Source organism: Haladaptatus sp. HS23 (genome assembly GCF_056892285.1).
In genome coordinates this window covers 167,440-188,692 of sequence record NZ_JBXGLH010000002.1, presented here as the reverse complement: position 1 = coordinate 188,692, position 21,253 = coordinate 167,440, and the positions used below count along the sequence as shown (strand labels likewise).

25 protein-coding genes are annotated in these 21,253 nt (G+C 62.4%); 14 read left to right on the top strand and 11 right to left on the bottom strand.

Annotated elements, in window-relative coordinates; genetic code table 11:
* Nucleotides 1–69: 69 nt before the first annotated feature.
* Genes AC1XDK_RS07145 through AC1XDK_RS07125 form a run of 5 tightly spaced genes read left to right on the top strand, consistent with a single transcriptional unit; the run spans nucleotide 70 to nucleotide 4,312 of the window.
* Complete coding sequence (locus AC1XDK_RS07145) at nucleotides 70–1,032, top strand: branched-chain amino acid ABC transporter permease (protein WP_483349133.1); 963 nt, start codon at nucleotides 70–72, stop codon at nucleotides 1,030–1,032.
* On the top strand, nucleotides 1,029–2,162 hold the full coding sequence (locus tag AC1XDK_RS07140; protein ID WP_483349132.1) for a branched-chain amino acid ABC transporter permease: 1,134 nt from the start codon (nucleotides 1,029–1,031) through the stop codon (nucleotides 2,160–2,162). The genes AC1XDK_RS07145 and AC1XDK_RS07140 overlap by 4 nt, the downstream gene beginning before the upstream one ends.
* The gene (locus AC1XDK_RS07135; protein ID WP_483349131.1) at nucleotides 2,162–2,920 is read left to right on the top strand and encodes an ABC transporter ATP-binding protein; all 759 of its coding nucleotides are present in this window, start codon (nucleotides 2,162–2,164) and stop codon (nucleotides 2,918–2,920) included. Before AC1XDK_RS07140 ends, AC1XDK_RS07135 begins: the two co-directional genes overlap by 1 nt.
* Nucleotides 2,917–3,663, top strand: coding sequence for an ABC transporter ATP-binding protein (locus AC1XDK_RS07130; RefSeq protein ID WP_483349130.1), 747 nt, complete (start codon nucleotides 2,917–2,919; stop codon nucleotides 3,661–3,663). Before AC1XDK_RS07135 ends, AC1XDK_RS07130 begins: the two co-directional genes overlap by 4 nt.
* Nucleotides 3,653–4,312 carry a thioredoxin family protein gene (locus AC1XDK_RS07125; protein ID WP_483349129.1) on the top strand — a complete coding sequence of 220 codons (660 nt, stop codon included), beginning with the start codon at nucleotides 3,653–3,655 and terminating at the stop codon, nucleotides 4,310–4,312. Before AC1XDK_RS07130 ends, AC1XDK_RS07125 begins: the two co-directional genes overlap by 11 nt.
* 81 nt (nucleotides 4,313–4,393) lie before the next feature.
* Here the strand turns inward: AC1XDK_RS07125 and AC1XDK_RS07120 are convergent, their stop codons facing one another.
* From AC1XDK_RS07120 to AC1XDK_RS07090, 7 genes are all read right to left on the bottom strand, one after another.
* Nucleotides 4,394–4,792 carry a universal stress protein gene (locus AC1XDK_RS07120; RefSeq protein WP_483349128.1) on the bottom strand — a complete coding sequence of 133 codons (399 nt, stop codon included), beginning with the start codon at nucleotides 4,790–4,792 and terminating at the stop codon, nucleotides 4,394–4,396.
* Nucleotides 4,793–4,816: 24 nt separating this feature from the next.
* On the bottom strand, nucleotides 4,817–5,083 hold the full coding sequence (locus AC1XDK_RS07115; protein WP_483349127.1) for a DUF7520 family protein: 267 nt from the start codon (nucleotides 5,081–5,083) through the stop codon (nucleotides 4,817–4,819).
* Between the two features lie 253 nt (nucleotides 5,084–5,336).
* Entirely contained in the window at nucleotides 5,337–7,115 is a 1,779-nt protein-coding gene (locus AC1XDK_RS07110) for a cbb3-type cytochrome c oxidase subunit I (protein ID WP_483349126.1), read from the bottom strand.
* A 33-nt stretch (nucleotides 7,116–7,148) separates the two neighbouring features.
* Nucleotides 7,149–7,376 carry a DUF6684 family protein gene (locus tag AC1XDK_RS07105; RefSeq protein ID WP_483349125.1) on the bottom strand — a complete coding sequence of 76 codons (228 nt, stop codon included), beginning with the start codon at nucleotides 7,374–7,376 and terminating at the stop codon, nucleotides 7,149–7,151.
* Nucleotides 7,377–7,442: 66 nt separating this feature from the next.
* The gene (locus AC1XDK_RS07100) at nucleotides 7,443–7,874 is read right to left on the bottom strand and encodes a DUF7541 family protein (protein ID WP_483349124.1); all 432 of its coding nucleotides are present in this window, start codon (nucleotides 7,872–7,874) and stop codon (nucleotides 7,443–7,445) included.
* Nucleotides 7,855–9,156, bottom strand: coding sequence for an MFS transporter (locus AC1XDK_RS07095; RefSeq protein WP_483349123.1), 1,302 nt, complete (start codon nucleotides 9,154–9,156; stop codon nucleotides 7,855–7,857). The genes AC1XDK_RS07100 and AC1XDK_RS07095 overlap by 20 nt, the downstream gene beginning before the upstream one ends.
* Nucleotides 9,157–9,234: 78 nt before the next feature.
* Nucleotides 9,235–9,588 (bottom strand): hypothetical protein, encoded by a 354-nt coding sequence (locus AC1XDK_RS07090; RefSeq protein ID WP_483349122.1) that lies wholly within the window; start codon nucleotides 9,586–9,588, stop codon nucleotides 9,235–9,237.
* A 311-nt stretch (nucleotides 9,589–9,899) separates the two neighbouring features.
* Between AC1XDK_RS07090 and AC1XDK_RS07085 the strand changes: the two genes are divergently transcribed.
* From AC1XDK_RS07085 to AC1XDK_RS07065, 5 genes are all read left to right on the top strand, one after another.
* Nucleotides 9,900–10,247: a DUF7344 domain-containing protein gene (locus AC1XDK_RS07085; RefSeq protein ID WP_483349121.1), complete on the top strand. Its 348-nt coding sequence runs from the start codon at nucleotides 9,900–9,902 to the stop codon at nucleotides 10,245–10,247.
* A gap of 33 nt (nucleotides 10,248–10,280) precedes the next feature.
* Nucleotides 10,281–10,934: a nucleotide exchange factor GrpE gene (locus AC1XDK_RS07080; protein WP_483349120.1), complete on the top strand. Its 654-nt coding sequence runs from the start codon at nucleotides 10,281–10,283 to the stop codon at nucleotides 10,932–10,934.
* Nucleotides 10,935–11,203: 269 nt separating this feature from the next.
* Nucleotides 11,204–13,108: a molecular chaperone DnaK gene (dnaK, locus tag AC1XDK_RS07075; protein ID WP_483349118.1), complete on the top strand. Its 1,905-nt coding sequence runs from the start codon at nucleotides 11,204–11,206 to the stop codon at nucleotides 13,106–13,108.
* Between the two features lie 97 nt (nucleotides 13,109–13,205).
* Nucleotides 13,206–14,369: a molecular chaperone DnaJ gene (gene dnaJ / locus AC1XDK_RS07070; protein ID WP_483349117.1), complete on the top strand. Its 1,164-nt coding sequence runs from the start codon at nucleotides 13,206–13,208 to the stop codon at nucleotides 14,367–14,369.
* 58 nt (nucleotides 14,370–14,427) lie between these two features.
* Nucleotides 14,428–15,102 carry a hypothetical protein gene (locus AC1XDK_RS07065; RefSeq protein ID WP_483349116.1) on the top strand — a complete coding sequence of 225 codons (675 nt, stop codon included), beginning with the start codon at nucleotides 14,428–14,430 and terminating at the stop codon, nucleotides 15,100–15,102.
* A 342-nt stretch (nucleotides 15,103–15,444) separates the two neighbouring features.
* Here AC1XDK_RS07065 and AC1XDK_RS07060 read toward each other — a convergent pair whose 3' ends face one another.
* Nucleotides 15,445–16,887 (bottom strand): short-chain fatty acid transporter, encoded by a 1,443-nt coding sequence (locus tag AC1XDK_RS07060; RefSeq protein ID WP_483349115.1) that lies wholly within the window; start codon nucleotides 16,885–16,887, stop codon nucleotides 15,445–15,447.
* Between the two features lie 165 nt (nucleotides 16,888–17,052).
* Between AC1XDK_RS07060 and AC1XDK_RS07055 the strand changes: the two genes are divergently transcribed.
* The 4 genes from AC1XDK_RS07055 to AC1XDK_RS07040 all read left to right on the top strand — a co-directional run bounded on the left by AC1XDK_RS07055 (nucleotide 17,053) and on the right by AC1XDK_RS07040 (nucleotide 19,506).
* Entirely contained in the window at nucleotides 17,053–17,760 is a 708-nt protein-coding gene (locus AC1XDK_RS07055; protein ID WP_483349113.1) for a hypothetical protein, read from the top strand.
* 78 nt (nucleotides 17,761–17,838) lie between these two features.
* Nucleotides 17,839–18,603 carry an aldo/keto reductase gene (locus AC1XDK_RS07050; protein WP_483349112.1) on the top strand — a complete coding sequence of 255 codons (765 nt, stop codon included), beginning with the start codon at nucleotides 17,839–17,841 and terminating at the stop codon, nucleotides 18,601–18,603.
* Nucleotides 18,604–18,707: 104 nt separating this feature from the next.
* Entirely contained in the window at nucleotides 18,708–18,989 is a 282-nt protein-coding gene (locus AC1XDK_RS07045) for a hypothetical protein (RefSeq protein WP_483349111.1), read from the top strand.
* A 1-nt stretch (nucleotide 18,990) separates the two neighbouring features.
* Nucleotides 18,991–19,506 carry a winged helix-turn-helix transcriptional regulator gene (locus tag AC1XDK_RS07040; protein ID WP_483349110.1) on the top strand — a complete coding sequence of 172 codons (516 nt, stop codon included), beginning with the start codon at nucleotides 18,991–18,993 and terminating at the stop codon, nucleotides 19,504–19,506.
* Here AC1XDK_RS07040 and AC1XDK_RS07035 read toward each other — a convergent pair.
* The 3 genes from AC1XDK_RS07035 to AC1XDK_RS07025 are packed head-to-tail and all read right to left on the bottom strand — an operon-like array spanning nucleotide 19,500 to nucleotide 21,227.
* Complete coding sequence (locus AC1XDK_RS07035) at nucleotides 19,500–20,039, bottom strand: hypothetical protein (RefSeq protein ID WP_483349109.1); 540 nt, start codon at nucleotides 20,037–20,039, stop codon at nucleotides 19,500–19,502. The two genes, AC1XDK_RS07040 and AC1XDK_RS07035, sit on opposite strands and share 7 nt — an antisense overlap.
* The gene (locus AC1XDK_RS07030) at nucleotides 20,036–20,347 is read right to left on the bottom strand and encodes a hypothetical protein (protein WP_483349108.1); all 312 of its coding nucleotides are present in this window, start codon (nucleotides 20,345–20,347) and stop codon (nucleotides 20,036–20,038) included. The genes AC1XDK_RS07035 and AC1XDK_RS07030 overlap by 4 nt, the downstream gene beginning before the upstream one ends.
* Nucleotides 20,331–21,227, bottom strand: a complete 897-nt coding sequence (locus AC1XDK_RS07025; protein ID WP_483349107.1) for an FAD:protein FMN transferase — start codon at nucleotides 21,225–21,227, stop codon at nucleotides 20,331–20,333. The genes AC1XDK_RS07030 and AC1XDK_RS07025 overlap by 17 nt, the downstream gene beginning before the upstream one ends.
* Nucleotides 21,228–21,253 lie beyond the last annotated feature (26 nt).

The following is a 21,253-nucleotide window of genomic DNA, read 5'->3' as shown; positions in this document are numbered from 1 at the left end:
GAGTATGACTAACATTGATGACAAAAACTACAGACACATGATAGCTACGCATCAGCGGGAGGGGCAGTCGTGAGCATCGTTTCGGAATTGGCGACGATACTGCTGAACGGTCTTCAGCAAGGAGCCATCTACGTACTGGTCGCCATCGGCCTGTCGATAATCTTGGGGACGCTCAAGTTCGTCAACTTCGCTCACGGGGCGTTGTACCTCATCGGGACGTATCTCGGGCTCCTCATCACGCTCAACATCAACATCTCCGACGGAAAACTCGCCGAATGGGGGTTCGGACAGGTCGGTCTCGATTTGGGATTCCTCCCGGCGCTCGTTATCGTTCCGATAGTCGTCTTCGGAGTTGGTCTCCTCATGGAACGGTTCGTCGCCAGACCGTTCTACGACCGCCCCGACACCGACCAAATCCTGCTCACGTTCGGCCTCGCCATCGTCGTGCAAGAGGCGTTCAAAATCCTGTTCGGCGGTCAGAGCTACAACTTCGCTCGCCCCGCCCGGACCAGTTTGGGTCCCCTCGAACTCCAGTTGAGCGGTCCTATCGGCCTACCGCTGGTGGGGACCATCGGAATCTGGCGTCTCTACGTCATCGCCATCACCGCCGTACTGGTCGCGCTCGTGTACTTGCTCATCGAGTACACCGACTTCGGACTCGTCGTGCGCGCCGGGACCCGTGACGCCGAGATGGTTCGCCTGCTCGGCGTGAAAATCACCCGACCGTACCTCATGGTGTTCGGGGTCGGCGCGGCGCTCGCGGGCGTCGCCGGCGTCGTCGGCGGGACGCTCTATGCGGTGAATCCGAACATCGGGATGGAGGTACTCGTTCCGTCCTTCCTCGTCGTCGTCATCGGCGGCGTGGGAAGCATCCGAGGTGCGGTCGTCGGCGGAATTCTCATCGGACTCACTCTCTCGTCGCTGGTCGCGGTCGCACCACAGTGGTCACAGGTCGGCATCTACGTTCTCGCCGCCATCATCCTGCTGGCGCGGCCACAGGGCCTGCTCGGCAACGAGGAGGTTGCTCCATGAACGACGAAACGTCCGAGCGGACGACCGAAGACGGCCCCTCGCTGATCGAATCGGACGTCGCTTCGACGTGGGATCGGTTCGGCAGCAGCGAACGCTCTATCGTCGGCCTCACCGTGCTCGCCGTCGCCGTTTTCCCGTGGTTGTTCGTCCGTGCGCCGGTCATCAGCGGCTTCCTTCGGGGCTATCAGTCGCTGGCGTCGCTCATCCTCATCTGGGGTATCTTCGCGCTCGGGTTCAACCTGCTCCTCGGTTACACGGGACTGCTGTCGTTCGGTCACGCCGCCTTTTGGGGCGGCGCGGCGTACGCCGCCGGAATCTTCAGCGCCAGCGTGAACGGCAGTCCGATACTCGTCGTACTGTTCGGAACCCTGTTTGCCGTGCTGTTGGCGTGGATACTCGGGTTCGTCTCGCTGCGGCGCGGCGGCATCTATTTCTCCATCCTGACGCTCGCGTTCGGCCAGATGGCGTACTACCTCGCCCTCTCTCCCCTCCAGGGATTGACGAACGGGGAGAACGGCTTCACCGACGTGAACGTGGGGAACCTCTTCGGCTTCCTCGACGCGTTCGCGGCGTTCGAGTCGATTCCACTCGATACGCCGATTCCATTAGTCGGCGACTGGCTCTACGTGTTCGTCGGGGCCATCACCGTCCTCTGCGTCGCCGCCGTCGTTCGAATCCTCCATTCGCCGTACGGGTTGGTGTTCAAAGCGATTCGGGAGAACAAGCAACGCGCATCGTTCGTCGGATTGAACGTCTGGCGGTACAAACTGATGGCGTTCATCCTCTCGGGCACGTTCGCCGGTGTCGCCGGGAGCCTCTACGTCGTTCACGGCTCGTACGTTCCCGTCGAATCGTTGTACTGGACCACCAGCGGTGAAGTCGTCGTCATGACCGTCCTCGGCGGCGTCGGGTCGATGGTCGGGCCGATGCTCGGTGCCGGTCTCTATCTCTATGTGGAGAACGTCGTCGCCGCCAATGAGGCGATCCAGCCGTACTGGCACCTCATCCTCGGACTCATCTTCGTCGCGGTCATCGCCCTCTTCCCGGAGGGAATCTGGGGAATCGTGGGACGGGTCCGTGAAGTGATTTCGCGGCCCGCGACCGACGCCGAAGGGGAGGGTGGTGACTGATGGCGCTCTTGAATACCGACGGACTCACCAAGGAGTTCGGGGGTCTCGTCGCCGTCGACGACGTGGACCTCGAAATTCACGAAAACGAGAGCGTCAGCGTCATCGGCCCGAACGGGGCCGGGAAGTCCACGCTCATCAACCTCATCACGCGGATGCTCGACCCGACGGGGGGCGATATTCGATTCAAGGGCGAGTCGATAACGGGCCTCGAACCCCACGACGTCGTCCAGTCCGGAATCAGCAAATCGTTCCAAACCGCGTCAATCTTCCCCGACCTGACCGTCGAGGAGAACGCCCGTATCGCCGCGCTCGCCGCCGAACACGGGTCGTTCAGGTTCAACTTCCTGCGGCATCAGCGACGGTATTCCGAGGTGGACACGCTGACCCGACAGACGCTGGATTCGGTCGGGTTACTCGGCCAGCGAGAGACACCCGCCGTCGACCTGCCGTACGGGGATAAACGCCGCCTCGAAATCGGAATCGCGCTGGCGAGCGAACCCGACCTGCTGTTGATGGACGAACCCACGGCCGGGATGTCACCGGAGGAGACACATGCCACCGTGGACCTCATCGAGCGCGTCAAGGAGGAACTCGGTCTCACCATCCTGCTGGTCGAACACGACATGGAAATCGTGTTCAACGTCTCCGACCGCATCGTCGTGCTGAATCGTGGACGCGTCATCACGGCAGGAACGCCGGACGAGGTTCAGGGCCACCCGGAGGTTCAGGAGGCGTATCTCGGAGGTGTAGAGCTATGAGTCTGCTCGGCCTCGAAGACGTGGACGCCTACTACGGGGAAAGCCACATCTTGCGTGACGTGACGATGCGCGTGGAGGAAGGCGAGGTGTGTGCGCTCCTCGGACGCAACGGCGCGGGCAAGACGACGACGCTCCGGAGTATCGCTGGCGCACGGCCGCCGGACGTGCGCAGCGGGTCGGTTCGATTCAGGGATGAAGACATCACCGCGATGGAACCCGAGGACATCTCCACGCGAGGCATCTCGCTCGTTCCCGAGGAACGTCGCGTCTTCCCCAATCTCACCGTCGAGGAGAACCTCCACCTCGCGGAGGTCGTTCACAACAAGTCGAACACGGTCGGACGGTCGATACCGCAGGTCGAACACGTCGGTATGACGACCGAGGACGTGTACGACGAGTTCGAGCGCCTCCGGGAGCGGAAAACCCAGAAAGCCGGAACGTTGTCCGGCGGCGAACAGCAGATGCTCGCCATCGCGAGGGCGCTGAAACAGAACACCGACCTGTTGATGTTGGACGAACCGTACGAAGGGTTGGCGCCACAGATAATCGCCAACGTGGAGGATGCGATTCGCCGCATCAGCGAGACCGGAACGACCATCCTGCTGGTCGAACAGAACGCGGCGGCCGCTATCAAACTCGCCGACCGATGCTACGTCGTAGACCAAGGGAAAATCGTCTTCGACGGAACCGCGGACGAACTCCGTGACGACGGCGAAACGAGGGAGCGATACCTTGGCGTCTGAAACCGGTGATCCGGATGCGCTGTTCGACGCCCTGCTCGACGAGGGGGTCGTTACGGAGAACGGCACCATCGCGCTCGCGGACGACTTCGAACATCGCTGGTCGATATATTACGACACCTACGCGAGCATCACGCCCGACGCGTTCGAGGAGAGCGTCGCCGAGACGTTCCGTATCTCACGTGATGAGGCTCGTAACAGCGACGTAACCCGTGCTGGGTTCAGCTACTACCTCGCGCTCCGTGCGCATTTGGAGGACGAATACACTCGGACGGAACTGGGACTGATGGCCGACATGGTCGCCGAAGTCGGCCCATCGTCGCCGGTCCCCGACGACGTGGACATCCTCTCCGACGAGACGTATCGGGAGTTTCTGGCAGCGCATCCCGACTGCATCGTCTCGGTGTGGAAACGTGACTGCGAACCGTGTGAGGCCATTGCCGCCAAACTGTCCGAACTCCGGGCGGGTATCCCCGACGACGTGGCGTTCGCCGGTATCGACGGTGACGACGTCGTGGCGTTCCGACGCGAATTCGAGGTGACGGCGGCCCCGTCGTTCCTCTGTTTCCGCGACGGAGAGTGCCGGGAGACGGTGACGGGAAGCGTCGAAATCGACGCGTTGGTGGAGTCGTTTCGGGGAGTGTACGACTAAGGGTTTACCGCTCCAAACGCTGGTCGTCTCCGACACACCCGTCTCGACCATTCCTCTGTTTTCGTAACGGCGCACCCCCGTCTACTGCTGACCCTCGCCCGCGACGAGCACGGGACGCTTTGCGGTCAGGATGACCGACTGGGCGACGCTGCCGAAAAGGGCTTTTCCTGCTGGCGAACGTTTGCGCCCGCCGACGCAGATACAATCGACATCACGCTCATCGGCGACATCGAGGATGGTATCCGCCGGGTTTCCGCTCGCCTCGACGATGCCCGCCTCGATTCCAGCGGTTTCGAGGGCATCCTTCGCCCGTCGGACGCCCGTTACCTGCGGTGCGGAGGCACCGCTCGGATTGTCGGTGAAGGAGTGGAGAAGCGTGACCTCTACCTCGGCCTTCGCCTCGGAGAGGTCGATGATAGCGTTCGCCTGCGCCACCGCGCGCGATTCGGTTTCGTCCACCGCGAGTAGGACGTGATACATGGTAACAAATCAAAGTCAACCGTCTTATCCCTTCGGGTGAGCCTCATCGTACCGCTCGGAGACGAACACGACCAACGAGAGGAGGACGCCGAGCAACAGACCGATGGTCACCATCCCGAAAATCGCGAGTCCGACCGGTGTGGGTTGCAGTTGGATGACGCCGAGCAGTTTGACCGCGCGCAGGTCGTCCGGCCCGAAGGCACCGAGGAGAACGCCCACGAACCCCGCGAACGAGACGATGAGGACGTATAAGCCGACGACGAGCGAGCGACCCTGAAGTCGAGAGGACACGAGAAACCGTTTCGACAGGGCAAGGATTAGCCTTTTCATCCAGACGCGCTAAGTCCGAGTATGTCCGAAAAAGAACTGCTCCTGCTCGTCCTCTCCGGCATCGTCGTACTGATGTTCGTAATGGGTATCGTACTCGCATCGACGTAAGCGACCGAGTACCGTAACCGAAAAAACGTCGTTCGAATCAGTTCTCGTTACCGTTCTTCCGAAAGTCGTTCGTCAACGGAAGAGAGGAGTCTTCCGAGGTTCGAAATTACTCCGATTCCTCGCCGCCGTCCGTAAGCGCGGTTTCCTGCTTCTTCGCGAACCAGGACCACTCCTTCGAGAGCATACCGTCCTCGCCGAGTTTCCACGGGTCGGCGGGGGCCGGTGGGCCTTCGAGCCACGACTGGACGACGTTCCAGACGAAGATGAACTGGCCGATGCCGATGATGAACGCACCGAGCGTGGCGACCTGATGCCACGTGGTGATGAGGGTGATGTCCGCGACGTTGAACTGGTAGGTCGCATACCGGCGCGGCATGCCGCCGTAGCCGAGGAACAGCATGGCGAAGAACGTCACGTTCGTCCCGATCATCGTGAGCCAGAAGTGGGCGTGTGCGAGCGACTTTTGGTACATCTTCCCGGTGTAGATGGGGAACCAGTAGTAGAAGCCGGCGAAGGCAGCCACGGCGATGGCACCCATCACGATGTAGTGGAAGTGGCCGACGACGTAGTAGGTGTCGTGGAGCACGAGGTCCACCGGAATCGACGCGAGGAACACGCCCGTCACGCCGCCGATGATGAAGTTGGAGACGAAGCCGATACAGAACAGCATCGGCGCGGTCAGCCGTAGCCGACCGTTCCACATCGTCGTTATCCAGTTGAACGTCTTGACGGCGCTCGGTATCGCGATCGCCATCGACACCGCCATGAAACTCGCGCGAAGGCGCGGGTCGATACCGGTAGCGAACATGTGGTGGGCCCACACACCGAAGGAGAGCACACCGATTGCGAGCGTCGAATACACGACGAACTTGAACCCGAACAGCTTCCGACCCGCGAAGCGCGGGAGGATGAGACTGACGAGTCCCATCGGCGGAAGGACGAGGATGTACACCTCGGGGTGACCGAAGAACCAGAACAGGTGTTGCCACATCACCGGTCCGCCACCGCTCGCCGCGAAGAACGTCGTCCCGAAGTTCCGGTCCAGCAGGAGCATGATGAGCGCGCTGCCGAGGAGCGGGAACGCGAACAGGATGAGTCCCGACTGCGTGAGGATGGTCCACGAGAAGATGTCGAGGTCCGGCCATCCGACGTCGTCACCGCGTTCGGTGAAGATGGTCGCGATGAAGTTGATGGCACCCATCGTGGCGCTGACACCGGAGAGGTGCAGGCCGAGGAGCATCATGTCGACCGCGGGGCTGACCTGCGCCTGACAACTGTAACTGGCCGTTTCGACGGCTCGGCCACACGCCGATAGCGGCGCGTACATCGTCCAGCTCGTCTGTGCCGGTTCGATGCCGGCGAACATGAATAGCGGGAAGCCGATCCAGATGAGGATTGCCGCAGGTGGCAACAACCAGAAGGCGATGGCGTTGATGCGCGGGAACGCCATGTCGTCCGCGCCGATGAGGAGCGGAATGAAGTAGTTCGAGAACGCCGCGATGACGGGCGTCCCGAACAGGAAGAGCATCGTAATGCCGTGTGTCGTCAGCAGGCTGTTGTATATATTCGCATTAAACAGGTTCGTGCCCGGCGTCAACAGTTCCGTGCGCATGATGAGTACCGCGATGCCACCCCACGCGAAGGAAAGGAGACCGAACGTCCCGTATAGTATCCCGATGTCCTTGTGGTCCACCGTCGTGAACCACCGAATGATTCCGGCAGGCTTCTCGTTGTGCGCCTGCCCGGTCGATTCTGCATACCCGTAGCCCCCGCCGCTGAGAGGTGTATAAGACCGCCAGTCCTCGATCCGTGCGAGGAACGAAGCGACCGCCAGCAAAAACACTCCCATGACTACGGTGAGAGCTATCTGCCCAGTAGCTGCCATGGAAGAGGGTGTGAACTACAAGGTAAAGAAAGGTTAGGTTCCGGTCGTGGCCTCGATTTTCAGTGCCGCGATATACGTTAACAGAGCGAGGGCGACGAACGGGACGACGACGAGTCCCCAGCTGATCACTTCGATGAGGGTGCTACCGCCCCATGCACCGAACCCGACGAAGAGGATCAGAAAGAACCCCATTATCCCGAGCGGGATGATGTTGACGGTGAGGTCGAGGAGTGTTTCTTTGTCGAAGACGCTTTCTGCCATGATACGTGAACGTAGCGAACACGAGGTAAAATAGGTTAGTGGTTCGCGCTCGGTCGGAGACCGGTTTCAGATGGGTTTCGGTTGCCAGAGCGAACCGGCGACGCCGCCGACGAGGAGGACGGCTCCTCCGACGAGAATCGCCGTTCCGCGGAGCCGGATGGAGCCCTGCGTCGTGGCCCAGATGAGACCTCCGACGGCGAACGAAACTACGGCGGCGGCGACGAGTCCCTTCCACGGGTCGCTTATGTACTCGGATTCACGAAGGATACCGACGATACTGCCGACGAACATCAACATGCCGCCGACGGCGATGGGAAAGAGAAAGTCCGCCATCACGATACCGGTCTCGAACAGCGCGAGACCGAACGCGACGAACAGCGGCCACGGACTGGATTTTCGGTACTGATCGGAAAGTCCCGGTTGCTCGTCCATGCACGGGACTTCGGGCTTCAGTGCTTTCACGGTTGCGTCTTCCTCGTCAGTCCCCGCCGACCGCATCGACGCGCTCGCCGGGTGCGGGGTCGGTGCTGTAGAGCAGGGCGAAGACGGCCGACGAGACGACGATGAACCCCGACGCCGTCCAGAACGCGACGAACACGCTCGTCGCGTCCCAAATCGCGCCGATGAACACCGGGCCGCCGACCTGCCCGATTTTCCACGCGATGGAGCGAAGCGAGAGGCTGGACGCGACGGCGTCGAACTGTTCGCCCTCCTCGACGAACAGCGCCATGCTCGCGGGGAGACGGAGGCTGTCGCCGACGCCCAACACGGCGTACGCCGCGAAGAGGACGAAGAACGCCGGCGGGAGCGCCATCTCCGCGCCGAAGGCGGCGACGGTCATCCCCGGAATGAAGTCGCGGGCCAATCCTGCGACCGGAATCAGCGCCGTCCCGAGCGCGTACACGAGCGCGCCCGCGAGAATGAAGTAGTACTTCTTGCCGACGCGGTCTGTCCAGTCGCCGACTTTCCCCTGCGTGAGCGACTTCGTCAGCTTCCCGCCCGCCATGATACCGCCGACGACGAAGACGTTGATGTCGAACACGGTATGGGCGTAAATCGGCAGGAACGTGATGACGGCCATCTTCCCGACGCTGAACGAGAGGCGAAAGAACACGAGCGCTTTGATGGCCGAGCGACCGAGGAGGGTCTCGAACGTCTCGCGACTGCTCGACTCCTCGGGGTCCTTCCGCCCGCCGGGGTTGTTCCGGAGGAAGAAGAACACGGCGAGAAACGCGCCGATGGTGATGAGACTCAGGGCGGCATAGGTGATTTCGAACCCGTACAGGTACAACAGCAGTCCGCCGAAGATGTCGCCGAACAGGCTGGAGAACGCGCCCACCTGATTGTACGACCCTATCCACAGTCCACGGGAGTCGTCGTCGCTGATCTCGCCGACGACGGTCGTTCCGGTGAGCCACAGGATGCTCGCGGCGGTGCCCTGAAACACGCGCATCAAGATGACTTGATTGACCGTCTCGACGAAGCCGAAGCCGACGAAGACGAGGACGTTGAGAAACAGTCCGAACAGCAGGACCCGTTTCGAGTTACGGATATCGATGTAGCGTCCGAGCGGGAGGACGATGAGGAGTTGAACCACCGCGAACGCGGTCCCGAACATGCCCTCCATGGTGCTCGACGTGTGGAACATGTTGGCGTACATCGCCAGCGCGATGAGAATCGTCGAGTACGCCTGACTCCGGGCGAACGCGGTGCTCGCCAAGGCGATGAACTCGCGGTTCCGATAGAGGCGGCGCGCCCCGCTACTCGTCTCTCCCGACACGGTTACGAATCGAAATAGTGAGGGAGGTATAAGAATCTCTGCCTTCGTTCGGTGAATTGCCGAAAGATTAGACGACGATTACTCTTCGAGCGCGTCCGCGATGCGCTGGAGTTGTCGGGTGGCGTCTCGAACTTCGTCCCGAAGTTGCCGCACTTCGCGAACGAGGTCCTCGTCGCCGCCCTGCTCGCTTCCGCGGCCGCCGCCCATGCCGCCGGCGCCGGGACCGCCGCCCATCATGCCGCCCATCATCTGTGCAAACGGATTGCCGCCCATTCCACCGGGACCGCCACCGCCGCCGCCCATGGCTTCCTTCAATCGCTCTTCTCGGTCTTCATCGCCCTCTTGCGCGCGTTTCTCTCGGATTTCCTCGACGCGCTCTTGGAACGTCTTTTCCTCCTCGTCTCCGTTATCGTTGGCTTCCTCGTCTGCCATACCCACCCGTTCTTCCGCACGCCCGAAAAGGGTTGTGTCCCGTGGAACGTCCCGCCACCCGGAGAGTCCTCTCACCGTTCGAGGACGAACCCCGAAGTCTCGCGTCGAACGCGGCGAACGGATGCTTATCCGCCGGAATCCGTCGTTACCGTGGGGTCGCAGTCGGTGAAAGGGTCACACCCCGACTCGGAACTGAAAACAACCGAAGAGAACTCCCGCCAACCCCGTGCTGGGTACCCGTTACGCCGTCTGAACGATGGAAACGGTTGGCGGGCTTGAGATTCATTGCCCTCGATACTGCAAGCGAGTAGATGTCTCGGGGAACACTCGGTTCGATACTCGCCAGCCTGCCCGAGCGTCGCAACCGACTCGTTCTCTACTCGCTCGCCCAACACGCCGAAACCGCGCCGGTCGAACTCGAAGTGCTCGCCAGGGATGTCGCGGCGTGGGAGCGCGAGGAAACCCCAAATGCCGTTTCCGACCGTGCATTCGAAACGGCGCTCGAAGACCTCACACAGACGCGATTGCCCACGCTCTCCTATCGTGGTTTAGTCGAGTTCGACCCGCTGAGCGGACTGGTCGGGCGTCCCGCCTACTCCGCACCGGCGAACACCCTCCTCGATTGGCTGGCCCGCGTCGAACTCCCGTCCCGTTTCTGAACCCTTAAACGCGAGCAAGGACTTACGACGTATATGACCGAGGAGGAGGCCGCCCAAGCGGTAGACGAAGCACCAGCCGACCAGGAATCCCCGGCCGAAGGGGACGCGACAGCGGAAGAGGCCCCGAACGAGGACCTCCTTGGACCGGAGGCAACCGACCTCGTCGCGCGCGTCGCCACCGAGGACGAGGTCCTCGCCGCCGACGTGGAGGAGCGCCTCGCCGCCATCGAATCGGAACGGCAGGAATTAGACGCGGAAGTGGACGACCTCAAAGCGCGACTGCGACGGAACCGCGCGGACTTCAAGAACTACAAGAAGCGAGCGAAAAAGCGCCAGCAGCAGCTCGAAAAGCGCGCCACCGAGGACCTCATCGAGCGCCTCATCGACGTTCGGGACAATCTCCGCCGAGCAGTGGAAGCCGAACACGAGGACGTCGAGAGCCTGCGCGACGGCGTGGAAATCACCTTGCGCGAACTCGACCGCGTGTTCGAGGACGAAAACGTCTCGCAAATCCACCCCGAATCGGGTGACGAAGTGGACCCGCAACGCCACGAAGTGATGCTCCGCGTCGAGAGCGACCACCCCGAGGACACCATCGCCGACGTGTACCAACCCGGCTACGAGATGGCCGACAAGGTCCTGCAAGCCGCGCAGGTGACGGTGAGCGACGGTAGCGGAGACGAGTAACTCGGAGCAGTTCTGGACGATTCTCCCGGCACGGTAGACGACTTGCGGCCGAAACGACGAGCGTGAGCCATGGACGACCGCAAAGTCGATTCACGACGGGCCACGGCATCGGATGTGCGCGGCAGGTGGTGTATCGGTTCGATATAAAGGCCCCGAAGCGGAGAGGCGATGAAAACCCAAATCGCATGACTGCGTTGGGATGAGTTTCCGCACATCCTCGGAGCGTCTAGTAACCTTTAACCGGCGCAAACGGGTAGGTTGGCCCAACAATGACGAGCAACAAGATACTGGGCATCGACCTCGGTACCACGAACAGCGCGTTCGCGGTTATGGAAGGTGGCGACCCGGAAATCATCGTCAACGGCGAAGGGGACCGGACCACGCCGTCCATCGTCGCGTTCTCCGACGACGGTGAGCGTCTGGTCGGGAAACCGGCGAAAAACCAGGCGGTCCAGAACCCCGAAAAGACGATTCAGTCCATCAAGCGGCACATGGGCGACGACGACTACACCGTCGAAATCGAGGACGAGGAGTACACGCCGGAACAGATCTCGGCGATGATCCTCCAGAAGATCAAGCGCGACGCGGAGGAGTACCTCGGTGACGACATCGCCAAGGCGGTCATCACCGTGCCCGCGTACTTCAACGACAGACAGCGGCAAGCGACGAAGGACGCCGGTGAAATCGCCGGCTTCGACGTGGAGCGCATCGTCAACGAACCGACGGCGGCGTCCATGGCGTACGGACTGGACGACGATACGGACCAGACCGTCCTCGTGTACGACCTCGGTGGCGGAACGTTCGACGTTTCCATCCTCGATCTCGGGGGCGGCGTCTACGAAGTGGTCGCCACGAACGGGGACAACGACCTCGGTGGCGACGACTGGGACCACGCCATCATCGACTACCTCGCCGACGACTTCGAGTCGAATCACGGCATCGACCTCCGCGAGGACCGGCAGGCGCTCCAGCGTCTAAAGGACGCGGCCGAGGAGGCGAAAATCGAACTGTCGAGCCGAAAGGAGACGGACATCAACCTCCCGTTCATCACGGCGACCGACACCGGCCCGGTCCACTTGGAGAACAGCCTGACCCGCGCCAAGTTCGAGTCCCTGACCAGCGACCTCATCGACCGCACGGTCGAACCGACCGAACAGGCCCTCTCGGACGCGGGCTACGGGAAGAGCGACATCGACGAGGTAATCCTCGTCGGTGGGTCCACTCGCATGCCGCAGGTCTCCGAAAAGGTCGAGGAACTGACCGACCAGGAACCGAAGAAGAACGTCAACCCCGACGAGGCCGTCGCGCTCGGCGCGGCGATTCAGGGTGGCGTTCTCTCCGGCGACGTGGACGACATCGTGTTGCTCGACGTGACGCCGCTCTCGCTCGGTATCGAGGTGAAGGGTGGCCTGTTCGAACGCCTCATCGACAAGAACACGACCATCCCGACCGAGGAGTCGAAGGTGTTCACCACGGCGGCGGCCAACCAGACTTCGGTGCAGGTCCGTGTCTTCCAAGGTGAGCGCGAAATCGCGAATCAGAACGAACTCCTCGGCGAGTTCCACCTCGCGGGTATCCCGCCGGCACCCGCCGGAACCCCGCAGATCGAGGTGTCGTTCAACATCGACGAGAACGGCATCGTCAACGTCTCCGCCGAGGACCATGGCTCCGGCAACAGCGAGGAGATCACCATCGAAGGCGGTGCCGGCCTCTCGGACGAGGAAATCGAGAAGATGCAGGACGAAGCAGAACAGCACGCCGAGGAGGACAAAGAGCGGCGTGAACTCATCGAGGCGCGCAACGCCGCCGAAGGGTCCATCCAGCGCGCCGAAACGCTCCTCGAAGAGAACGAGGAAAACATCGACGACGACCTCGAAGACGACATCCGCGACGAAATCGAGACCGTTCAGGAGACGCTCGAAGACGACGACGCGTCGAAGGACGACCTCGAAGACGCGACCGAAAGCCTGAGCAAGTCGCTGCAGGAGATCGGCAAACAGATGTACCAGCAACAGGAGCAAGCCCAGCAGGCCGGTGCCGCAGGTCCCGGCGGAATGGGTGGCGGCATGGGCGGCGGCCCGAACCCCGGCGCTGGTGCGGAGGCCGGTGCCGACGACGCGGACGAGTACGTCGACGCCGACTTCGAGGATGTCGACGACGAAGACGAAGACTAAGGCAAACGCGTCGAACTCCCGTACGTCCGTCGTTTTCGGGCGTGACGGGCGATAGACGGACGATTCAAATACCATCCGACATTAGAAACGATAACTGATGAGCGAGGACTTCTACGACGTACTCGGTGTAAGTCGAGACGCCGACGAGGACGAAATCAAGAGGGCGTATCGCAAGAAAGCCGCCGAGTATCACCCGGACGTGAGCGATGAACCGGACGCCGAGGAGAAGTTCAAGAAGGTGAAAAAGGCAAAGGAGGTGCTCTCGGACGACGAGAAGCGCCAAGCCTACGACCAGATGGGTCACGACCGGTTCGAACAGGCCGAGAAACGCGGCGGGTTCGACGGCGGGGCCGGTGGCGCTGGCGGTGCCGGACGAGGAAATCCGTTCGGCGGCGGTGGTGGTGGCGGCATGGGCGGTATGGGCGACATCTTCAACGAGTTCTTCGGCGGTGGCGGCGGGCGTCGCAACCCGAACCGCCCGCGACAGGGGTCGAACCTCCGGACGGGCATGGAAATCGACCTCGAAGAGGCCTACGAGGGCGCGCAAAAGCAGATTACGGTGCGCCGTCCCGAGCGTTGTGACGCCTGCGACGGCGACGGCCACCCGCCGGGTGCGGACGTGAACACCTGCCCCGAGTGTAACGGGCAGGGGCAGGTCACGCAGGTCCAACAGACGCCGTTCGGACGCGTTCAACAGTCACAGACCTGTCCGCGCTGTAACGGCGACGGGCAACAGTATTCGGAGACGTGTGACCAGTGTGGCGGCGACGGCATCGTCCAGCGTGAGGCGACGCTGAAGGTGGACGTTCCGGCGGGTATCGCCGACGGACAGACGCTACAGATGGAACGCGAGGGTGCGCCGGGCGAGAACGGCGGCCCGAACGGTGACCTCCTCATCGAGGTTTCGGTGCGCGAACACCCCGACTTCGAGCGCGACGGTGCCGACCTCTTCTACCGGACCGCACTTTCGTTCCCGCAGGTCGTGTTCGGCGACAAGATAGAGGTGTCAACGCTCGCCGGGTCGGTCGAGATGGACGTCCCGGAGGGGACCCAGAGCGGCGAGACGTTCCGCCTGCGCGGCAAGGGAATGCCGCGCCTTCGCCGGCGGGGCAACGGCGACCTGTTCGTCAAGGTGCAGGTCGTCACCCCGGATTCGCTGAACGCGGAGCAACGCGAGGCGCTGCAGGAGTTCGCGGAAGCGGGCGGCGAAGAGGTGAACGTCGAGAAGGGCTTTTTCGAGCGGATCAAGAGCAGTTTCTGAGCGGCTAGCCGAACAAGCTAAGCCGTTTTGTGCTGATATATAGGTAACACGTACTCGAATGACTGGCCCGAAACTCTCCCGTCGGCAGTTCGCGCAGGCACTCCTCGGAACCACCGCGTTCGTCGCGTTTGCCGCCCCCGCACGCGGGCAGGCCGCGACGTTCGAGCTCAGCGGACAGGTATCCGGATGGGTGGGACAATCACCCCCGCCCATCGAGGGGAACACGAACCCGACCCTCCAGATGATAGCCGGAAAGGACTACGTCATCGCGTGGGAGAACATGGACGGCCACTCGCACAACGTCGCCATCGGCGACGGGGAGGGCAACGTTCTCGAACGGACCGAAGTCGTGGAGACGACGGGGACGACCCAGACGCTCGAATTCACGGCGACCCGGGAGATGAAGACCTACTTTTCGGAGTTCGACCCGGAGACGATGCGCGGGCAAATCGAAATCGTCCAACCGACGACGACCGGGACCGGGACCGCGAATAATTCCAGCGCGACTAACGGAACCGTCACGGGGACGACGACCGGGAAAACGACGACGAGTTCGACGAAGACGACGACGACTTCGGCCACCTCCGAAACTACGGAGACGACGGGAACGAACGGTTCGACGGGCGAGGAGACCACATCGACCACGGACGGCGGCGACCTGCCCGGATTCGGATGGCTGGCGGCGCTCGGAAGCATCGCCAGTCTCGGCTACCTCATCCATCGAAACGAGTGACGCGCACGGGACACGACGGTTGGAGTTCTAGCAAATCACCGGAAAATCTCCGATTTTCCGGGCCGACGACTGAACGGAGCGGAGTTCTCGTGAGTGAAATCCTCGTGAGTGAAACGAACGAGGGCAGGGAAGACGCGGTTTGTTTTCCCGTGTGAACGAGAGCAAGGAAGGCGCGGAGCGCCTTCCGAAGCGAAGTGAAGGAGGAGTGCTTTTGATGAACCTTTTACAGGGAATGCGAGGGAGCGAAGCTCCCTCGTTCCTTCACGGCTTCGCCGTGAAAAAGACTGTCAGCGCGCGAGCGCTGCGGCACGCGACGCTGACTTCTGACCGTCGTAAAAGGTTCTACATCGGCAGGAACAGCAATCCAGCGCCGATGATGAGACCGCTTCCGATGAGAACCAACACGCAGTAACCCATGATGTCGCGGACCGAGAGACCGCTGATGGCGAGGAGCGGGATGGCCCAGAAGGGCTGAATCATGTTCGTCCACGCGTCGCCCCACGCGGCGGCCATGGCGACGCGGGGGACGCTCGCGCCGCTCGAATGGGCGGCCTTGACGAGGGTTTCACCGACGACCGCCCACTCGCCACCGCCGCTGGGGACGAAGACGTTGACGATGCCCGCCGTGAGGAACGCGACGACCGGAAGCGTTCCGTCGGGCGAGAGGTGAACCATGCCCTGTGCGATTTGAGTGGCGAGGCTGGTCGAACCCTCCGGCGCGTAGCCCATGATGCCCATGATGCCCGCGTAGAAGGGGAACTGGAGGATGATTCCCCAGACGTTCTCCACGCCCTCCTTCATCGCACCGATGTACGCCGAAGGGGTTCCGTGGAGCGTGATACCGAGGAAGAGGAAGGTGAAGTTGACGATGTTCAGGTTGAGGTTGTTCCACGGCATCGTTCCGTCCGCGATTCCCCGACCGAAGTAGCCTGCGACGGCCAACAGTCCCGAAAAACCGATGGCGTACGCGACGAACGAGGAGTGTTCGATTCGCTCCGCGAACGTCATCTCGTCGGACGTGGGCGACGGCGTGACGGCGGAGTCGGCTTCCGTCCCGCCGTCGGTCGCGGCGTCGAGTTTCGCGGGGTCGATGGGGCGTTTCTTCTCGTCGCTCTCGGGGTACATCAGCAGGAACAGAAGCGGGAGGAACACGAGACCGACGAGGACGAAGACGACGATGTTGGCGACCGTGAAGATGGTCTGGCCGGTCGAAATCGTGGAGTTCAACACGCCGCTCGCGAGCAGGAAGTTGTCCTCCCCGGACGAGTTGAGGACCAACGGAATCGACCCGGCGAGGCCGCCGTGCCACACCACGAACCCGGAGTACGCCCCGGCGACGATGATGGGGAAGTCGATGGTTCGGATCTCCTCCGCGATTTTCCGCGCGAAGATGGCACCGACCACGAGGCCGAGACCCCAGTGAACGAACGAGGCGACGGCGGCGACGACCGGAACCAACGCGGCCGCGCTCCGTTCGCTCGACGGAATCGACGCCATGCGCGAGAGGAACCTATCGACGACGGCCGACTGCGCGAGGGCGTACCCCGTCATTAGGATGAGCGTCATCTGCATCGCAAAGGAGAGGAGTCCCCAAAAGCCGCCGTACCAGCCATCGACGAGGATGTTTTCCGCGTGTGTCACCGTTCCGCCCTGTGGGGTGACGAACGCGAGTGCCAACCCGAACGCCACGAACGAGAGGATGATTGCGAACAGAAACGCGTCCGGAAGGTAGCGTTCCACGAGTCGTGAACTGCCCTCCGCCATCCGCCTGATTACGTTTGCCATGATTACGATTGTGCATGTCTAGTAAACAATTATAAACGTTCGTCAGACGCGGCAGTGGTGAACTGTCGCCGAGATTCATGATGGATTCTATGGATTTTCAGCGATCATAAAATCTCAGACCGTTCGAATCGGCGGGCTTTTGCACGCACCGAGAGGAGAACCGGTATGAACACTCTGGGCGACCTCGTTGCCCGAAAACGGCGAAGTGACGACCCGGCGCTTTCCGTTCCGGACTCGCGGGGGTACGACTACCACCGACTGTGTACGACGGCGTGGAAGACGGGGAACTTCTTTCGACACCTCGGTGTTCGGGAGGGCGTGACGGTAGCCATCAACCCCTCGCCCGCCGCGCAACCCGTCCTCGGGTTCTTCGGTGCGGTGCTGCTCGGGGCGAGCGTTCGATTCGACCCGCCGACGGAAATCGACGCGCGGGTACTCCTCGCCTCCGGGGAATCGGTCGAGGAGTACGAACTCCCGCCGGGCGGGCAGTACGTTTCCTACGGCGACGCCGTCCCGGACCCGACCGTCTCGCACTTCGAAACGGACGTCTGGAGCGAGAACCCGGTGTTCCCGGAGACGTCGCTCCCCCCCGAAACGGCCGCCCTCTCCCGTTCCGACGACCGAGAGATATCGCACGCCGACCTCCTCGACGCCGGAAACGCGGTTGCATCCGAATGGGGCCTCGAACCCGGGGATTCGGTCGCGGTTCGCGCGCCGCTCGCGAACCCGGGAACGGTCGCCGCTGGACTCGTCGCGCCGCTTCTCGTGGGTGCCGAAATCGTCCTCGATGCCGACCGAACCGCCGACTTCGCCGTCTCCGATTCCGCCGCACCCGAACCGTCCGTTCTCTCTCCGGACGAGGTCCCCCTGTAACCGTTCGATACCGGGACCGCTTCCTTCCGGACCGCCGCAACCACACCGGTTAGGTTCCCGGCCCGCAAACGAACGGCCGTGACCGACGAGTTTCCGCCCATCGGTTTGGGGACGATGGGAATCGACGACCCCGACCGAATCGCCGCCGCAATCGAGATGGGGTATCGCCACCTCGACACCGCACAGATTTACGATAACGAGGAAGTGGTCGGCGAGGCCATCGAACGCGCTGACGTCCCCCGTTCGGAGCTGTTCGTCGCCACGAAGGTGTGGGCCGATAGCCTCGCACCCGGCGACGTACTCGAAACGACCGCGGGAAGCCTCGACGAATTAGGGCTCGACGCTGTGGACCTGCTCTACGTCCACCGTCCGATAGAGGCTTACGACCCCGAGGAGACGCTTCCGGCCTTCGACGAACTACGCGACGAGGGGCGAATCCGGCACGTCGGCGTGAGCAACTTCACGGCCGACGAAATCGCCACCGCACGCGACATCCTCGACGCACCTGTTTTCGCCCATCAGGTCGAGATGCACCCGCTCTACGGCCAGACCGAACTCCTGGCGGACGCTCGGGAGAACGACACGCACCTCGTCGCGTACTCGCCGATAGCGCAAGGAGAGGTGTTCGACCTGCCCGTCCTGAACGACCTCGCGGAAGACCACGGCACAACGGAAGCCCAAATCGCGCTCGCGTGGCTTATCGAGAAGGGTTCGGTGCCGATTCCGCGCTCCGCGAGCGAGGGTCATCTACGGGAAAACCTCGCGGCCACGGACGTCCGACTCGCCGCCGAGGAAGTCGAACGGATCGACGCCATCGAGCGCGAGGAGAAGCTGTTCGAGTAATGGAACGTTTCTCCGACCCGACTCGAGCGATACCGCTCGGACGCGACGGTTAGACGACTGTACGAGAACGCTTTTCTCGATGCTCGGAATCGACTTCGGTGGAGATGGCGGTACACGCGAGCGATATCGAGTTGGTCGTTAGCTTCGGAATACTCCTCTGTAGCCTCGTGTTGGGTACGTTGACGTTCCTGACCTGGAGACGCGAACGAGAGCGGCGATTGTTCGTCGTCACCGTCGCGTACGTTCTGTTCGCGCTTCGGGGCCTCGCCGTCGTCCTCGAAGAGACGTTCCTCGAATCCGTTCGGCCCGAGCTCATCGACCACCTCTCATCGGTGTTCGTCCTGCTCGGCCTCCTGTTGTTCTTCGTGGCTATCACACGGGACTGAAATGGACGAACCCCAACTCGAATCACGGCGCGTCCTCTTCGGTGAAATTCGCTCGACGCCGGGGATCCACTTTCGCGAACTCCTCCGTCGATACGAGTTCGCGCAGGGAACGGTGCAGTACCACCTCCGATGGCTGGAAGAGGAAGGCCTGGTCGAATTGTCCGATGACGGGACCTTCACGCGCTACTATCCGGCCCACTCGTTCGAGACGACGGACAAGACGACGATGAACGCGCTCCGCAGGACGTACTCCCGCCGCATCATCGCCCACCTCGCCTCGGAGGACGAACTCAGCACCGCGACGCTAAGCGAACGCGTCGGAAAGTCCCGTTCGACCGTCTCGTGGCACCTCTCCCGCCTTCACGACGAGGGAATCGTCGAGAAGGAACGCGACGGGCGCGCCGTACTGTACTCCCTTCGAAACCCTTCACAGGTGATGCGCCTCTATGCGACGTATCAGGCGAGTTTCCGCGACCGACTCCTCGACAAAGTTCTGGAACTGTGGGACGCCTACTGAGTCGGGCGGAGGACGCGGGCTCCGCCGAGGAGCTTCGTGACGAGCGCGATACCCACGAATCCGACGGAGGCGACGATGAGCTGTCCGAGAAGCTCGTTCGCGTCGCTTCCGACGGCGACGGCGTGGACAGTTGCGAACGCGAATCCCCCGTATGCCAGCGCGTGAATCGCCCTCGGGTGTTCGAATCGGCGGGGTTCGAGAAAGCCGAGGACGGCGACGATGACCAACACGAGCGCAACGCCACCTACGCCGACTCCGGCGACGAACAGGTAAAAGGGATAGTTCGGCGCGGGCGCGATGCCGTCCACGACCAGCCACGCGTCGATAGTCCCGACGGCGGCGTGAAGCGCCATCACGCCGACCGCGAAGACTGCGAGTTCGATATGGATTCGAACGGAGAGACGATGTACCACGCCGAACCGTCGATCCCCGAAGAACACCCCGGTCAGTACGGTGAGCCAGAGGGCCGGATAAAGTACCACGGCCGACGCCCGGTCGAGATACCAGAGCGCAAGGGTGGCGACTTCGTTCATGACGCGTGGGTCGTCGTCACGACAGTACCACAACCGTTCGAACAGGTTCCGGCGGTGTTCGACCTGCCGCCGTGGTCATCGTCTCCACCGTGCTCGTTCTCGTGGTAGTCGAATACGTCCCACCACTCCCCGTCGCGCCTTTCATACCGCTGTGGATTGGTTGCTTGAGGCGAGTGCGTGACGCTCGGGGTGTCTTGTGCCCCCCGCTGTGCCGTTCGATAGGCCATGACCCCGCTCGCGAAGACGAGCGCGAGAACAACGATGACCAGTGCGACTAGCGTCCGACGGCGCTTATCGGACGTGCTCATCGAACCCCTCCGTTTCGCGAAAGACGCCCTGATGGACGACTAACGCCTCCAACCCGTCCCACTCCTCGGCGAGTCGAATCGCGTCCGCGGGTCGGAGCGCAGCAAGTGTGGTTGCAAGCGCGTCTGCCTCCATGCAGTCCCGCCGCGCGACCACCGTCACGAGGTCGTTGTGTGCGCATATGCGCGACTCCTTCGGATTGTAGATGTGTTCCGTTCCGGCGCGATTGCGGCGGTACCCGCCGGACGTGGCAACGTTCCACGGCGTCGAGAGTACTCGAAGGTTCGTCTCGGTGCCGTATGGGCTTTCGATTCCCACCGGTTCCGTCGGGTGAGCGATGTCGCCGCCGCCATCGACGAACCCGCGTCGGCCGACGCCGGAGAGGTCGGCTTGCGCCCTGTCTACGATGTATCCCTTAGCGAGGTCGTTGCAGTCGAGCGGTCCGTCGGTAATCACGGTGTCGCCGTCGACCGTAACCGCCGACGGTTCGAACGTCTCGGAGACGGTCGAACGCTCGCCACGGATGTACGCCTTCAGTTCGTGTTCGACGGTGCCGTGGTGGATATCGAAGACGCCGTCGGTGCGGTCGTAGTACTCCAATCCTCGCCGAACGATTCGTGCGATGTGAGGGTTCGTGACGCACCCCGACCGATTTAGTCGAGCGACCTGACTCGATTCGTCGAACGTATCGAGTTGCCGCTCCAAGCGAAACGCGGTGTCTTTCGCCCGCTCGCACGCCGCCTGCGCCCGCACGCCCTCAGCACGTATCCGAAACGTCGTATCACAACAGCGGAACGACGTGCTGGCTTCGCCGACTGCGGCGTACAATCTGCCGGTGCGTTTCGAGACGTCGGATCCCGGTAGTTTCGGAGGGCGGTGCATGAGAATGAGTTCAAAGGCCGATAGAA

Bases quoted from the DNA above. Each gene is read 5' to 3' on its own strand.
- AC1XDK_RS07130 (WP_483349130.1), top strand. From the start codon at position 2,917: ATGAGTCTGCTCGGCCTCGAAGACGTGGACGCCTACTACGGGGAAAGC.
- AC1XDK_RS07065 (WP_483349116.1), top strand. From the start codon at position 14,428: ATGACTGGCCCGAAACTCTCCCGTCGGCAGTTCGCGCAGGCACTCCTC.
- AC1XDK_RS07140 (WP_483349132.1), top strand. From the start codon at position 1,029: ATGAACGACGAAACGTCCGAGCGGACGACCGAAGACGGCCCCTCGCTG.
- AC1XDK_RS07040 (WP_483349110.1), top strand. From the start codon at position 18,991: ATGGACGAACCCCAACTCGAATCACGGCGCGTCCTCTTCGGTGAAATT.
- AC1XDK_RS07135 (WP_483349131.1), top strand. From the start codon at position 2,162: ATGGCGCTCTTGAATACCGACGGACTCACCAAGGAGTTCGGGGGTCTC.
- AC1XDK_RS07090 (WP_483349122.1), bottom strand. From the start codon at position 9,588: ATGGCAGACGAGGAAGCCAACGATAACGGAGACGAGGAGGAAAAGACG.
- AC1XDK_RS07030 (WP_483349108.1), bottom strand. From the start codon at position 20,347: ATGAGCACGTCCGATAAGCGCCGTCGGACGCTAGTCGCACTGGTCATC.
- AC1XDK_RS07035 (WP_483349109.1), bottom strand. From the start codon at position 20,039: ATGAACGAAGTCGCCACCCTTGCGCTCTGGTATCTCGACCGGGCGTCG.
- AC1XDK_RS07060 (WP_483349115.1), bottom strand. From the start codon at position 16,887: ATGGCAAACGTAATCAGGCGGATGGCGGAGGGCAGTTCACGACTCGTG.
- AC1XDK_RS07045 (WP_483349111.1), top strand. From the start codon at position 18,708: ATGGCGGTACACGCGAGCGATATCGAGTTGGTCGTTAGCTTCGGAATA.
- dnaK (WP_483349118.1), top strand. From the start codon at position 11,204: ATGACGAGCAACAAGATACTGGGCATCGACCTCGGTACCACGAACAGC.
- AC1XDK_RS07105 (WP_483349125.1), bottom strand. From the start codon at position 7,376: ATGGCAGAAAGCGTCTTCGACAAAGAAACACTCCTCGACCTCACCGTC.
- AC1XDK_RS07025 (WP_483349107.1), bottom strand. From the start codon at position 21,227: ATGCACCGCCCTCCGAAACTACCGGGATCCGACGTCTCGAAACGCACC.
- AC1XDK_RS07120 (WP_483349128.1), bottom strand. From the start codon at position 4,792: ATGTATCACGTCCTACTCGCGGTGGACGAAACCGAATCGCGCGCGGTG.
- dnaJ (WP_483349117.1), top strand. From the start codon at position 13,206: ATGAGCGAGGACTTCTACGACGTACTCGGTGTAAGTCGAGACGCCGAC.
- AC1XDK_RS07080 (WP_483349120.1), top strand. From the start codon at position 10,281: ATGACCGAGGAGGAGGCCGCCCAAGCGGTAGACGAAGCACCAGCCGAC.
- AC1XDK_RS07110 (WP_483349126.1), bottom strand. From the start codon at position 7,115: ATGGCAGCTACTGGGCAGATAGCTCTCACCGTAGTCATGGGAGTGTTT.
- AC1XDK_RS07085 (WP_483349121.1), top strand. From the start codon at position 9,900: ATGTCTCGGGGAACACTCGGTTCGATACTCGCCAGCCTGCCCGAGCGT.
- AC1XDK_RS07055 (WP_483349113.1), top strand. From the start codon at position 17,053: ATGAACACTCTGGGCGACCTCGTTGCCCGAAAACGGCGAAGTGACGAC.
- AC1XDK_RS07100 (WP_483349124.1), bottom strand. From the start codon at position 7,874: ATGCGGTCGGCGGGGACTGACGAGGAAGACGCAACCGTGAAAGCACTG.